This window comes from Pedobacter changchengzhani (assembly GCF_004354365.1).
GTDB classification, from domain to species: domain Bacteria; phylum Bacteroidota; class Bacteroidia; order Sphingobacteriales; family Sphingobacteriaceae; genus Pedobacter; species Pedobacter changchengzhani.
Window position 1 is genome coordinate 290,783 of the sequence record NZ_SJCY01000001.1, and the last position, 15,955, is coordinate 306,737.

The following is a 15,955-nucleotide window of genomic DNA, read 5'->3' on the forward strand; positions in this document are numbered from 1 at the left end:
TTTGAAGAGAATTTCTACACTCCTTTTTCTCATTGTACTTTTATTTGCTACAAAAATCGCTTTTTCTCAAGTGATTCCGGGCAAAGCAGATACAACTTTGTCTAAAAATAATTTTAGTCTTAAAGAAAAAGAACTTTTAGGCCTTAGTTCTACAACCAATCCTTTTTATCCACTGCCCAATAATATTAAACGTACTGTGGAGTACGACGCTAAAACGCGTATGTACATTGTGCGCGAAATGATGGGCGATAAAGAAGTAAGCATTCCTCAGTTTTTAACTATTGGTGAATACCAACGTTTGGTTGATAGTGAACTTAAAAGAAGCAATTGGCGTAGTATTTCAAATACCGATGTTGCCGATTTTAGGAAAACAGGTATCATTCCACCTATCCAAGTAAACAGTAAAGGCTTTGAGAAATTATTTGGGGGTACTACAATTGATATTCAGCCTAGGGGCGAAGCAGAGTTGACTTTTTTAGGTAGAACGAATAAGAATGAAAATCCACTTTTTAACGAAACACAGCGGGTACAAACCAATTTTGATTTTAATCAGAGAATCCAAATGGATTTGGCTGGAAATATCGGAACGAAACTTAAAATAAAAAGTAATTACAATACCGAAGCTCGATTCGATTTTGAAAACCAAATTAAATTAGATTATACCGGAGCACCAGATGAAATTATTAAAAAAATTGAAGCAGGAAATGTAAGCTTGCCACTAAGCACTACCTTAATTACTGGTACACAAGCACTTTTCGGTATTAAAACTCAGTTGCAGTTTGGTAAATTAAACGTAACGAGTGTTTACACGCAACAAAAATCAGAATCGAGAGAGATTAGAATTACCAACGGTGCACAACAAAACGATTTTAATTTTAGTGCAGATAATTATGAAGCCAATAAACATTACTTTTTGGCCCAGTATTTCCGAAATAATTACAATAAAAATTTGGCCAATGCACCCATTATTACTTCACCCATTCAAATTACAAAAATAGAGGCGTGGATTACCAATAAAGCGGGTACAACCACAGATTCTAGAGATGTTTTGGGCTTTTTAGATTTGGGCGAAAATCAACCTTACGATGCACGTCAACTCTTGCCGGGCGGTTCTGGCTTGCCTGCAGGTACATCAGCAACGGGTTTTCCACAACAATCTAACAGGTTAATCCAGAATTTACCTCCAGGTGCGCGGTTAACAAATTCTAACGATGTAATTACATATTTCCAAGCAAACGGCGCTAATGATAACTACGCAAAACTAACTTACGCCCGTAAATTAACGGATAGAGAATTTACATTTCAACCTCAATTGGGTTATATATCGCTTAATAATCCATTAAACGCTGATGAGGTTTTGGCAGTTGCTTACCGATATACTTACAACGGTGTAGAATATCAAGTAGGAGAATTTTCTACCGATGTTTCTTTCGATCCCAATAATCCAAAAGTTTTATTTGCCAAACTTTTAAAGAACGAAACCACAAAAATTAAACTTCCGACTTGGAAATTAATGATGAAAAATATCTACTCGATGGGCGGATATTTGATTAGTAATCAGAATTTTAGGTTAAATATTTTCAGAATAGATGATAAAACCGGAGTAGAAACACCAATATTAACCGAGGGCCAAAACACAGCGAACAAGCAATGGATAAATTTAACCGGTGTCGATCGTTTAGATATGCAAAATCAACGTAAGGCAGATGGTGTATTTGATTTTATTTCTTCAAACAATGCTTTCGGTAATTCATCAACTACGGCAGCTGTTGTAAGTCCTTTTGGGGCTAATTTTGGCAGCGGTTCTGTTTCATCTTTACTAACCAACACCAATAACGGTTATATTACAATAGACCCCGCAAACGGCCGTATTATTTTTCCATTGATAGAGCCATTTGGTAAAGATTTAGCAAGCCAATTTAACAGCACAACCGAACAGGCACTTATTGATAAGTACAGTTTTACGGCGCTTTATGATTCAACGCAAACGATAGCAAAACAACTCTTTCAAAATAAGGATAGATATATTATAAAGGGAAGCTACCAATCTGAGGTTTCTTCGGAGTTTAGCTTAAATGCGATTAACGTTCCGGAGGGATCCGTAAAGGTTTTCGCAGGTACAATTCCACTAACAGAGGGTGTAGATTTTAATGTAGATTATCAAGGTGGTAGAGTAAGCATAATTAATCAGGCGTTGTTATCTTCTGGCCAGCCCATTAGAATTACGACCGAAAATAATGAGCTCTTTGGTTTACAGCAAAAATCGCTCTTCGGAACGAGATTGGATTATCGTGTAAACAAAAAATTAAACTTTGGCGGTACGATTATGAATCTTACCGAGAAACCGTTAACCCAAAAAGTAAATCTGGGCGAAGAGCCAATTTCAAATACCATTTGGGGTGCCGATGTAAATTACAGTTCGCCATCGAGGTTTTTAACCAAGCTGGTTGATAAGTTGCCATTTCTTTCTACCAAAGCACCGTCTAGCGTAACCTTTTATGGGGAATATGCAAATTTAATTCCAGGGCATCCAAATGCAATAAATTTTGCGGGTACTAAAGGAGGTGTGAGTTATTTGGATGATTTTGAAGGCGCAAGATCGGTTGTGGATTTGAAAAGTGCGATAGCTTGGCAATTATCGGGTACGCCACAACAGTTTCCCGAATCGCAATTGATAGATAATCTCGCCTATGGGTATAACAGAGCACGGGTGGCATTTTATAATATCGATCCTACCTTTTACAACTCAAGCTCTACATTAACGCCGAGCAACATTAGAAATAATAAAAAAGAATTATCAAATCATTATGTTAGAGAAGTTATAGAACAAGAGGTTTTTCCATTTAAAGAAACTGCCACTGGGCAAGCTTTAAATATTACCACTTTTGATGTTGCTTTTTATCCTACAGTTCGTGGGCCATATAATTTTGCAACAAGCGGCTTTAATAATGATGGAAGTTTAAGTTTGCCAAAAAGCCGTTGGGCTGGTTTTCAGCGCAAAATAGAAACCAATGATTTCGAAGCGCAGAATATTGGTTTCATAGAGTTTTGGGTAATGGATCCGTTTATTTATAAACCAGGATCTACCGGAGGTGATGTTTATTTTAATCTTGGTAATATATCCGAAGATATTTTAAAAGACGGAAGAAAATCGTTAGAAAATGGATTGCCTGCAACGGATGATCCGTCGAGGTATGATGAAACAAATTGGGGTAGAGTACCAAAACTACAGCCAGTGGTACAAGCTTTTGATAACGACCCCGATGCGCGTAAAGCGCAAGATGTTGGTTTAGATGGTTTATCAAATGCCAATGAAAGAATAAAATTTGCAAGTGCATTAACTACAATAAAAGCACAGTTAAATTCTAGTGCATCAGCAGCTGTCGATGCCGATCCTTCATCCGATGATTATAGTTATTTTAGAGGGCCTGCCTTAGATCAAGCTAATGCTGGTATTTTGAAGCGATATGAACGTTATAACGGAACCGAAGGCAACTCGAAAACAACAAAACAGTCTCAAGATGAATTGGGTATAGATAATTCTGCATCAACTTCCCTTCCCGATGGAGAAGACATCAACCGAGATAACAATATGACGCAAAGCGATGAGTATTTTCAATACAAAGTTTCTATGCGTCCGGCAGATTTGCAGGTTGGGCAAAATTTTATTACCGATAAAGTAACTTCGCAAGTAAAATTAGCAAACAATACTTCGCAAGCCGTTTCGTGGTATCAATTTAAAATTCCTATTGGAGAGTACCAACAAAAGGTAGGTAGTATTCAAGATTTTAAATCCATCCGATTTATGCGGATGTTTATGACAAATTTTGCAGATACGGTAGTGATGCGTTTTGCAAAATTGCAATTGGTTCGTGGCGAATGGCGCGAATATAATTCGACCAATGCAGGTGATAAAATAATAGTTGATCCGGTATTGGTTACATTAACGCCCGATAACTCTTCGATAGAAGTAAGTACGGTTAATATAGAGGAAAACGGAAAAAGATCTCCAATCCCGTATGTAACGCCACCGGGCATTGTCCGCGAAAGAGATTTTAGCAATTTCCGTGGCGATACAAGATTAAATGAGCAATCGTTAGCGGTAACCGTAAAAAATTTAAGAGATGGTTATGGCAGAGCAGCATTTAAAACTGCTTTTAGCGATTTCCGATCGTACAAGCATTTGGAAATGTTTGTGCACGCAGAAGCTTTGCAGAGTGGGGCTAACAATAATTTAAACAATGGAGATGTTGCTGCTTTTTTAAGGATAGGTACTGATAATCAGGATAACTATTATGAGTATGTATTGCCATTAAAGGTTACTTTACCAGGCACAAGTGATCCAAATACAATTTGGCCCGATGCCAATAAAGTAGATGTTGATTTAACCTTATTTCAAAATGCTAAACTTGCTCGAAATGTTGCCAAACTAAGTAACGGGCAACCATGGCCAACCAATTTACCTTTTACTTTTACCGATGGTGCAGGAACCATTATTGTTAAAGGCCAGCCTGATATGAGTAAAGTGCGGGTTTATATGTTGGGTGTAAAAAATCCCCTTCGTAATGTTGCTAATGGATCGGTTGATGATGGTTTGGATAAAAGTGTTTTAGTTTGGTTTAACGAATTGCGCTTAACTGAATTTGATGAAAGAGGCGGTTGGGCAGCTACTGCAAGGTTAAATTTAAAACTTGCCGATTTTGCAGATGTAAATATTTCTGGCAGCAAATCTACCATAGGCTTTGGATCGATTGATTCGAAGGTGAGTGAAAGAAACCGTGCAGATAATGTGTTGTTGGATGTATCTAGTGCAATGGAACTCGGTAATTTCTTGCCAAAAAAATCGGGCATTAAAATACCAATGTTTGTAAGTTATTCAAAACAGGTAAGTACGCCACAATATAACCCTAGAACACCCGATATTGAATTGAAAAATGCTTTAGAGCGTTCTACAAAACAGCAAAAGGATTCGATCTTAAATTTCGCACAAGATTATACCACGCGTAGAAGTATCAACTTTACCAATGTAAGGAAAGAACGTATAAATACCACTAAACCTGCAAGGCTTTGGGATATAGAAAACTTTGCGGTTAGTTACGCTTTTACAGAGTTTGATCACCACGATTTTATCAATCAAAGTAGCCTCCAGAATAATTATACCGGATCTTTACAGTACAGTTATTCGGCGCAACAGAAAAGTTATGCCCCGTTCGAAAAAATAATTAAATCCAACCTGCTATCGTTATTACGCGATTTTAACTTCACAATATTACCAAGCTCGATAAACTTTAGGGTAGATGTAAATCGTTTGTATGCAGAAAATACGTTAAGAAACAACGATCCGAATAATTCTATTCCAGTTTTTCAGAATGGTTTTGGCACAACCTTTAATAAAAACTTTAATATGAGTAGGGTTTACGGTATTGCGTGGAACTTAACAAAATCGTTGCAGTTAGATTTTAATGCCACCAATTACTCTATTATTGATGAGCCAGATGGCAGAATTGATGGTTTAAAACGCGATACTGTTTGGCAAAATTTGAAACGTTTAGGTAGGACAACAGATTATAACCATAATTTGAATGTTACATACAATGTGCCTATTAACAAAATTCCCGGCTTAGGTTGGGTTACTTTGGCTACGCGCTATGGCACAAACTTTAATTGGCAAACCGAGCCGCTATCCACCATTCAAGATCCTAATATTAACCTAGGAAATACCATTCAAAACAGTAGAACAATTCAGCTAAACCCTACTTTTAGTTTATCTAATCTGTACAGTAAATTTGGTTTTATTAGAAATGCTACAGGGAAAGATGATATTGGCATAAAGGGATTTTTCATAAACTTATTAACAAGTTTAAAAAATGTAAATGCTGCTTATACACAAACCAAAGGAACATTTTTGCCAGGTTACTTGCCTAAAACGAAGTATTTCGGTATTGATGATGTTACAGGTGCGCCAGGTTCTGCATTTGTGTTTGGTAGTCAGAGAGATATTAGAGAAATGGCCTTAAATAATGGCTGGTTAACAACCGATACGTTACAAAACCAACTTTACGTAAATACACTAAGAGAAGATTTTAGTTTAACCGGACAGTTGGAGCCTGTTAAGGATATGAGAATAACCCTTACGGCAACGCGCAACCAAAATCGTAATTACTCATCTAATTTTCGGTATGTAAGTACATCATCATCATTCCAAAATTTAAGTGCAATTACCACGGGAGATTACAGTATATCTTACATTGCAATTGGTACTGCTTTTAAAGAAAAAAATGCAAATGTAATATCTGGACTGTTTAATCAGTTTATGGCCAACCGAATTATTATTTCGCGCAGGTTGGGTGCTCAAAATCCAAACTCATCTGGCATAAATTCTGGCTATGCCGATGGTTATAACAAAGATGATCAAGATGTACTAATTTCGGCTTTCATGGCTGCATATACGGGTAAAGATGCAAGCTCGGTAAAACTAAATGCTTTCCCTAAAATTCCGTTGCCAAATTGGCGTTTAACGTATAGCGGTTTAACTAGAATTCCTTTTATAGCCGATCGTTTTTCATCAGTTGATATTAGACATGGTTACCGTTCTACTTATAGCATTAATGGGTATAACTCGTTATTGCGCTATCAAGAGGTAAACGGTTTTTCAAGTATCAGAGATGCAAACAACAATTTTTTGCCTCAATTGCAGTTTGCACAAGTAACTATTGCAGAACAGTTTGCGCCTTTAATTGGGGTTGATACTAGATTCAAAAATAATTTAACAGCCTCATTTGAGATGAATAAATCTCGCTTATTGGGTTTAAGTTTAACCAATAGTCAATTGGCACAGCTTTCAGAAAATAACGTGGTTTTAGGTTTGGGTTATCGCACCAATAAATTCCGGTTCCCGTTTGGTCTATTTAAAGGTTTAAAAACAGATAATAATATGGATTTTAAACTTGATGTGGCAATTAGAGATAATAAAACGGTTATTTACAGAGCAGATGTTACCGAGGCAGAAATTTCATCAGGTGCAAAAAATATAACAGTTCGCCCTAGTGTAGATTATATGTTGAACCAAAAGTTTAACATTAAATTATTTTACGATTCGAACATTACAAAACCATATACTTCGCAAACGTTTAACACTTCGTTTAGTAATTTTGGCTTTAGTTTGAGGTTTACTTTGAACTAGAGAGAATAAATATCACACAATTACTGGTGAACAATTGAATTGTTTAATATTTTTTTTTAGGTTTGATAATCTAAATTAAAAACCTCACATGGAAAACGCAGTTATAATTTCTGGAATAATAAGTTTGATTGCCTTGATTGTATTTTTTATAATGTCAAGCAATATTGGTAAAATTAGAGATCACATTAAATCAATCGACAAGCCAATTTGGTATAATGAATACACCAAACGAAAATTTATGAAACGCCCTAATGCAGAAATCCTTTTTGCGTTACAAGAAAATGTTTGGCAACAAATAATGTTAAAGCCTTCAGTGAAAAACTATGAGGCTCTTAAAGAAAGATGGGCGAATGAGTTTATTTCCTTGGGTGCGGAATTTCCAGAATATCCATTTAAATAAATTAAAGCTTAAATATGCTTTGTGTAAATTTTTTCTTTGTGTTTAAGTAATTAACTTGCTATATGATGTAAATTTTTGTTAAATGTTTTGCATAATTCAAACTGATTACTATCTTGTGTGTTATTAAGCGAGACAGTTTTATTTAGAAATATGTCAATGACATATTTTTTTGTACAACAAGTTTTAATATAAAAAATATTCCTACTTTTGCAGTCCTGTTTAGAACAAACCATACATTATAACATTCATGTCAACTAACACAACGGATATAAAAAAGCAAACTACAAATGCTCAATCAATTCCGTCCAATTGGTCAGAAACTGATATGGACAAATTCGGGTGGGAGCAGTTTCAAAGAGGCGAAGCGCATCAAAAGAAAAAATCACAGGCAGAAGTCCAAACGATTTTTGATAAAAATGTTGGTCGGGCAACAACTTTATCCGAAAATATATTTCATATAGCCCAGGAGGATTATTGTGTTAACATAAAAAAAGCATTATTAAAAATTGATACTCTCCATCAATATGAAGCTTTATTTTTAGTAGACAAAGCAGACTATTTATCTGACAAAATAAAGGAAGTTTATTTAAAATCTCAAAATATCAAATCAGATTTTAACTGCGATGACTTTTATATAAGTTTTAAATTTATGCCTTTCTCTGAAACCTTAAATAGGGACTGCATTCATAATGATGGCTTTACATTAGAATATGGCCAAAGAAAACAAAAGTCTAAACCAAGCAAGGCATAATAATGAGGCTATAAAGTATCTTGATCGTTCTCCAGATCATCTCGACTGGGTTATTACAATTTGCTTTTACTCTTCGTTGCACTATGTTAGATCGAAGATTTTCCCAAAGATTTTAAAATCTGATAATGGTGGTTCATTTAAAGTCAATTCTATTGATGAATACTGTCGACACGTTAAGAAAGGTAAAGTATTTGTAAGTAAGCACGAACACCTTCTTATTTTGGTATCCGATCAATGTAGTGAGATTTCATGGGAATATAACCAGCTAATGGACATGTCTACCACTGCTAGATATACAGATTATGTTACCGACAGAGAGATGTCAAATAAAGCGAAGGCGTTTCATAAGAAAATTAAAACCTTCTGCGATCCGGATGAAATGCTTGAAAGAAAAGTTTAGTCTTTTGTAGAAAATTTAAGCTAATCTAAGTATTGTATATTTATGCATGATAAAGTATTAAGAACTATTAGACGTTTGATGAGATATGTGCACGGTTATTAATTATTAATTAAAGTATATTGAAATATTAACAATCAATTAATTATAAAAAAATGAACTTTCCAGCAGAAGGGTAATACTGTATATTCACTAACAGTTTGGCGAACACTTATTAATTGACAAAACAAAACCTATTGCAATTGTTGCAAGCGTTTATTTGCTTCAATTTATTTGGTTATTCGTTAATAGTATAACCAATTTAAACGCTGAAAAATGTGGCAGTTTAAAAAGTCGAACTGTAACTTTATTTATAGACCTTAACGGTTTTGATAAATGGAATAGCGAAGTAAAAGAACTTTCAAGCATTGCAAATGTTAACATCTCAAATTTATTGGAACAAAGAGCAACCGCAACTGAAAAGATACAAGATTTGGATATTGTCGACTATCTTATAAAATTTGATTACATAAAGTTTAATGCAGTAAAAGACGAAACTTTATCGCCAATCTATAAAGAGGTTGAAAAACGGCGAGCTAACATATTAATTGCGAAGTAAATTGACCCACAACAAGCAGAAAATAATTTTTTAGGATTGGTCAGGATTGGTAGTGCCATATACTCGCCAAATTGAAAGAGGCATTCTTGACAATTTTTTAGGGGGTACAATGGGCAAATAGATATAATGCTATCAAGTTTTTTTAGGATTTACAGTCAGTGCTTTAATGTTTGAAAAAATATGATAATATTTATTTGTTTGATTTGGTAATTTAGTTTAGCTTTATACTAAAAACGCATGCTAAAACAATTGTTTACTATATTAATGATTTTAGCTTCTATTGTTGTTAACGCACAGGAGGAATATATATCTGACTTATTCCTTAATCTTTCACGTAAAAGCACAAAATTTTTTGAAGATAATTTAAGCAATAATCATGGCCTAAAATTATCTGAAAAACGAACAAATGAGTTCGGTGTGATATTTTATGAATTTTCAACTGTACAACCTCATGTTGCCGACAAAATAAGTTCTGTATCTGCAGAGTTTAATTCGGCAGATGTATGCACAAATTTAGAGTTTGCTGTTAGAAATGATGTCGCTGCGGATTTTGTAAATTATTTAAATAGACATACGGAAAGTAGCTTATCGAGAAACAAAAAATATTATAAATTAAACGACTCTGTCTATTTAACAATAAAGAGCGTAACTTCTAAAACCACATTTTGTTGGTCTACTTGGGAGGAGCCTGAAAATTCTAAACGGCGTACGGAGTTTAAAAACTATTTTTTGAAAAGGCTATCAGATACAAAAACTTCCGTGACTTCAACGAGTAAAAATAATGAAGACAGTAAAAAATCAAACAAAAGTAAGGCCTACCTTGGGCGGGTTATAAAGCAAGTAAATATGAGAAATGGTCCAGGTTTACGCTATCCAATAATTGGACAAGTTAAGGGAGGCTCTCAAATCTTCATTATTTCATTACAATCTGAAAACGACTTTTACAATATTATAGATATAGAAACTAACAAAGAGGGATATATCCATAAATCTAATGTAACAACCAGTAAAGAGATTAAAGCGAGTAAAGGCGATATGTTTATTCCAACCCACGAAACAACAAATATAAATCCAGAAGTAGAAATATTCAACAATACGACCAAGATATTAACTTTAAAAATGGATAATGAAAACTATACTTTACAACCAAAACAAAAACAAAAAATAACATTAACAGCAGCAAACATAACTTATAGGGCTTCTGCATCGGGTGTGATTCCTCTCTATGGAAATAAGGTTTTTCAACAAAACATGGGATATTCATGGGAGTTTTTTATTCAAAAAACAAGGCTATAATTTAAAATTCAATAATTTTGCTTATTACCACGAAAAGCGTAAACCTTTTAAGATGGTGTTTTGTTGGTTAAATTATAAAGACTGTTGCAAAAGTGAGACATTATCGGTCTTCATTTTTGTTTGATTTTTCGTCTTTTTTTTAGTTTTTACCGAAAATATTAGTGAAACAAACAAATTAAACCTATGGACGGAGATAAGTTTTTAATGAATAGAAATATCAGTAGGTTTTTTAGAAATATAAAAACCGAAAGTTATTATTTTTCATTGATTTTAGGAGTTTGTTTATCATTATACATTTATTTTCACTTTTTTGAGGGATATTTTTATACCACTTATTATTTTACGCCCAGGGAATACAATAAAACAATTATTGAAGAAGTACCGCACAATTTCTTTTTAGGAATAGTAATAGATATTTTACAACTCTTTTCAGTTATTTTTTGTATTACACTTGCGATAATACCTTTATATATTGCAAGTTTTATTTATGGTGATTTTAAAAGAAAAATTTTTTTAAGTAAACATGGAATAAATACAATCAATCGTAAACGTATCTTGAAAAAACTATATTTAATTCTTATAACCATATTGGCTATCTGTTTATTATTATTGGCTTATTCTGGCGTGCCATACGTTTATTATCAACTTATAAAAATAGGATTAGCTTTATCTTTTGTATTTGCTGCGATTGTGGTTAGAAATATAACCAGTATACTGTATTTATTTTTTGCATCTGTTTTTAATCCTATAGCGCCATTAATTATAAAAAAACAACAATGGCGTCATATTGATTTAGCAACTATAACTGTTTCAGTCGTGTTGATGGTGATATTTTGTCTTTTACCAACAAAATCTAAAGCCTAATTAAAGGCGTTTCTTTGTCTCAAAATTTGGTCTTCATTAATTTTTCACCCTTCTTTGAGATTGATGATTGCATAAATTCAGCTATTATGCATTAAGACCAATGTAAAAAAAGTTGGCCGGGTTTCTGCTTAAAGTTATCGCTGCCCAAATTTCAGCAATGGAATATTAATGAACTTTTGGGTTTGCACTATTTTTTAACAACATATCAGAGTCAACAATAACACTTTACCGGTCGAAGTAGTTTGATAAGATAAAAGGCCAACATAAAGCACGAGGTTTGTCTTTCTTTTACAATTAACTGTTTTATCATTCCATTACCAACTTATCACCATATAATAAAGCCGTAGTTAAATTATTTAGTAAAAGGATTTCATATTCTTTATTCATGATAAATGTTAGTAAATTTGTTTAAGTATAAGCCTTTGTTTGCAATTATGTGTTCAATAGATACTTTAAATACTTGTTAACTAACTGATAATAAATTAATTATAAAAAAATGAACTTTCCAGCAGAATTAAAGTACACTAAAGACCACGAGTGGGTTAAAATAGAAGGTAACGAAGCTACAATTGGCGTTACTGATTTTGCACAGCGCGAATTGGGCGATATCGTTTATATCGATGTAGATAGCGTTGGCAACGAAGTAGCTAAAGATGAGGTTTTTGGTACTGTTGAAGCTGTGAAAACTGTTTCTGATTTGTTTATGCCTGTATCAGGAACTGTTCTAGAATTAAATGCTGAGCTAAATAATAGCCCAGAATTGGTCAACTCTGATCCTTACGGAAAAGGTTGGATGATTAAAATTTCAATTGCCGATGAAAGTGAAGTGGCAGGTTTACTTTCTGCTGAAGCATATCAAACGCTTGTAGGCGCGTAAAAGTCGAAGATATTGTACAAAGCACTAAAACAACAAATTTTAGCCATTTTATGGACTGTCTTTGTTTTAGTGCTTTGTTTTATGAAGATGCCACAATCCAACGATGGCCCTAGTTTCTTCTTCGAAGGTTTCGATAAAATGACCCATTTGGGTTTTTTCTTTGTGCTTTCGATTTTAATTTTTCACGGAAAAATCAAGTTCCAACATAATTTTTCCGTTAGCATATCAACTATATTTAAAATTCTCTTAATCAACGCAATAATTGGCGGTGGTATAGAGTTATTGCAATGGAAAGTATTTACTTACCGCTCTGCAGAGTGGTGGGATTTTGCCTGTGATATGATTGGCGCCTGTATGGCCATATTCAGTTATCTTCTGTTACATAAATCAAATTTAAATGAGAAAAGTAATTAGTGTGTGCCTATTATTAACTTCTTTGAGTTTGAGCAGTTGCAGTATTTTTAAAAAAAACTGTCACTGCCCAAAAGTTTATTATAAAAGTTTTCCCCAAAATAAAAAGTAGTAAAGGCATTTTATTACTCGTTTTTTGCGTACCTGAAATGTTACGTAATCTTTAACACTTGTTAACAAACCTTTCAATTATTCTATAGTCTGAATAGAATAGATTTGTGAATAAAATCTAAATAACTGTGAAAGAATATTAAGCTCATTTATCTATTGATAAATTATTCTTTTATTAACGCTTTTTAAAAAATTGTAACAAAAATGAATTTAATTACAAAGGGTGCATTGCTAGCTATCTTATTGTTTGGTGGTTATACTGTGCAGGCACAAAATGCAGGTATTGTTAATGGTAAAGTAATTAATGATAAAGACAAACAACCAGTTGATTTTGCAACTGTGGCCATCAAAAGTTTAAAGGATTCTAGCGTAGTGGTTACAGGACAAACCTCGCCAGATGGTACTTTCATTTTTAAAAATATTTCTCCCGGAAAATACAGGGCAATTGTAGCTTACCTAGGTTTAAAAACAACTAGTAAAGAATTCGAATTAACAGCTACTAAAACACCTTTAAACATTGGTACAATTAATATGGGTGATGATGGACTTGATTTAAATACGGTTACCGTTAAAGGTACGCCACCAGCAGTTGTGGTAAAACAAGACACTATTGAGTTTGACGCCAAGCAGGTAAAAGTGCGCGAAAATGCAGTAGTAGAAGATATATTAAAGAAACTGCCAGGGGTAGAGGTTGCAAAAGATGGTAGCATTAAAGCGCAAGGCGAAACCGTGACTAAGGTAAAAGTTGACGGAAAGGAGTTTTTTGGTAGCGACCCTTTATTGGCAACCAAAAATCTGCCTGCAGATATGGTAGATAAAATTCAAATTATTGATGAACAATCTGAACAAGCGCAATTTAGCGGTGTAGATGATGGCACAAGGAATAAAATACTAAACATTACCACAAAAAGTGGGATGAAAAAGGGTTATTTTGGAAATAGTACCGTTGGTTATGGCTCGAATGATCGTTACGATGCCAGCTTAAATGTAAATAAATTTGATAACGACCAACAGATGAGTTTTATTGGTCAGTTTAACAATGTAAATAAACAAAGTTTTGGTGGTGGAAACGGACAGGGAAATGGATTTGGTGGTGGGCGCGCTACCGCAGGTGGTAGCGGAGGCGGTGGTGGAATTACCACAACTAATGCTGCGGGTTTAAATTTTGCCGATACTTACAAAGATGGAACACAAATTCAGGGGAGTTATTTCTTTAACAAAGCATCAGTATTTAGTACCCAAACAAGCTTCACGCAAAACTTATTCGGCAACCAAATTTTTACAACGAACAATAACAACACGTCCAATTCTGATAAATTAAATCATAGGTTTAATTTTATGATTGATACGAAACTTGATTCATCTACCACGATTAAAATTCAGCCGAATATATCCTACACCGAAAATGATGGAACGAATGCAAGCAATTATATCAGAAATTTGCAGAATATTAAAACGATAGGTTCGCAAAACTATACCACAAATAGTTCAACGCCTGTTATCAGCAATAATTTATTAATCCGCAAAAAATTTAAACGTAGGGGGCGTACTTTATCTTTAAATGTTAGCACCACAATTAACGATAGTGATGCTGCAAACAAAAATTACATTTTAGATAATAATACCATAGGCGGCGTAGATACTACGAAATTAACCAATCAACTAAATAAAATTAGCAGTAACGCTATCAACAATACCATTAGGGCAGTGTACACCGAGCCTTTATCTAAAACAACAAGTGTCGAGTTCAATTATCAAAATGGTTACTCAAATAACGATCAGGATAGAAATGTTTTAAACTTTAACCCTATCACCGGGGAATACGATATCGTTGATCAGTTATACTCAAATCTTTACCAAAACCAAACGCTAACCAATTCGGCTGGGTTAAGTTTTACCAAAACAGAGAAAAAATATAATTTTAACATAGGTTTAGCGGCGCAGCAAACAAATAGGGTAAATACAAATGTAACCACTGGCGATGTGCGGACTCAAAACTTTGTTAACCTTACGCCATCGGCTAATTTTAGGTATAACTTTAGCAATAGAAGACGATTAAATATTAGATATAGAGGCCAAACCCAACAGCCAAGCATTAATCAAATACAACCGATTTTGGATAATACCAACACCCAAAATATATTTATTGGCAACCCAAATTTAAAGCCTGCGTTTAATAATAATTTAACGTTTAACTACAATAACTTCGATTTCGAAAAAAGTAGAATGTTCTTTGCTTATGTTAATTTAAGTCAAACTTTTAATAATATTAGCAGTTCTAGCGCGCCTATTACAGACCCAACAAACCCTGATGTAGGTAAAACAAAAACATCGTATGTTAACGTTGGTGGTGTGTATGGTGCCAATGCAAGTGTTAATTTGGGTTTACCACTTTTGCCAGATAAAAAATTAAACTTAAATAGTTCGTTAAATGGCAGTTACAATAGAGATGTAAACTTTACAACACCAAACAGTACATCAGCACCGCAAAAAAATATTACCAATTCTTGGTCGCTAACAAATAAGTACAGTTTAGTAACCAATTTCGATAAATTCGATTTAACAGGTGGTATTTCGGGCACGGTTAGCAGCGCAATGTATTCGGTTAATCAAAATCAAAATACCCGTTACTATACTTTAAATCCAAATTTTGATATTTCTTACGTTTTCCCAGGCAATATTCGCTTAGCTGTAGATTTAGATTATATTAAGAACACAGGTAGAGGAGAGGGTTATAATACCGATTATACGTTGGTTAACTCATACATTAGTCGGCAGTTTTTTAAAAATAGAGGAACATTTAAAATTGCTGTAAATGATGCGTTAAATCAAAATCAAGGAATTACTAGAACATCATCAAACAATACCATTACCGATTTAAGCTACAACGTACTAAAGCGCTATTACATGTTTTCTTTCACTTACTCGCTAACGCGTATTGCGGGGCGTAATATGGGTGGTGATGTTTCAATGCCGAATTCTGGATTTGGCGGAGGCGGAAGAAATAGAATGTAATGAGTGATTTTTTATGAACGAATTGAGGATTGATTTAAGTTAAGTTGCTGCT

General features: G+C 34.0%; 9 protein-coding genes and 1 pseudogene. All 10 read left to right on the forward strand.

Annotated elements, in window-relative coordinates; all coding sequences use genetic code 11:
* The first annotated feature begins 1 nt into the window (after position 1).
* Entirely contained in the window at positions 2 to 7,183 is a 7,182-nt protein-coding gene (sov, locus tag EZJ43_RS01260; RefSeq protein WP_133260839.1) for a T9SS outer membrane translocon Sov/SprA, read from the forward strand.
* An 88-nt stretch (positions 7,184 to 7,271) separates the two neighbouring features.
* On the forward strand, positions 7,272 to 7,583 hold the full coding sequence (locus tag EZJ43_RS01265; RefSeq protein WP_133260840.1) for a hypothetical protein: 312 nt from the start codon (positions 7,272 to 7,274) through the stop codon (positions 7,581 to 7,583).
* Positions 7,584 to 7,830: 247 nt separating this feature from the next.
* Complete coding sequence (locus EZJ43_RS01270; RefSeq protein ID WP_133260841.1) at positions 7,831 to 8,334, forward strand: hypothetical protein; 504 nt, start codon at positions 7,831 to 7,833, stop codon at positions 8,332 to 8,334.
* A complete protein-coding gene (locus EZJ43_RS01275) occupies positions 8,294 to 8,734 on the forward strand; it encodes a hypothetical protein (RefSeq protein WP_133260842.1) in 441 nt (146 codons plus the stop codon). Before EZJ43_RS01270 ends, EZJ43_RS01275 begins: the two co-directional genes overlap by 41 nt.
* A gap of 208 nt (positions 8,735 to 8,942) precedes the next feature.
* Positions 8,943 to 9,329: pseudogene (locus EZJ43_RS01280) on the forward strand (DUF6371 domain-containing protein); the annotation flags it as partial.
* 237 nt (positions 9,330 to 9,566) lie between these two features.
* Positions 9,567 to 10,625: an SH3 domain-containing protein gene (locus EZJ43_RS01285; RefSeq protein ID WP_133260844.1), complete on the forward strand. Its 1,059-nt coding sequence runs from the start codon at positions 9,567 to 9,569 to the stop codon at positions 10,623 to 10,625.
* 183 nt (positions 10,626 to 10,808) lie between these two features.
* A complete protein-coding gene (locus tag EZJ43_RS01290) occupies positions 10,809 to 11,489 on the forward strand; it encodes a DUF6804 family protein (protein ID WP_133260845.1) in 681 nt (226 codons plus the stop codon).
* A gap of 496 nt (positions 11,490 to 11,985) precedes the next feature.
* Entirely contained in the window at positions 11,986 to 12,366 is a 381-nt protein-coding gene (gcvH, locus tag EZJ43_RS01295; RefSeq protein ID WP_133260846.1) for a glycine cleavage system protein GcvH, read from the forward strand.
* 12 nt (positions 12,367 to 12,378) lie between these two features.
* On the forward strand, positions 12,379 to 12,780 hold the full coding sequence (locus EZJ43_RS01300; protein WP_133260847.1) for a VanZ family protein: 402 nt from the start codon (positions 12,379 to 12,381) through the stop codon (positions 12,778 to 12,780).
* A 312-nt stretch (positions 12,781 to 13,092) separates the two neighbouring features.
* On the forward strand, positions 13,093 to 15,903 hold the full coding sequence (locus EZJ43_RS01305) for an outer membrane beta-barrel family protein (protein WP_133260848.1): 2,811 nt from the start codon (positions 13,093 to 13,095) through the stop codon (positions 15,901 to 15,903).
* Positions 15,904 to 15,955 lie beyond the last annotated feature (52 nt).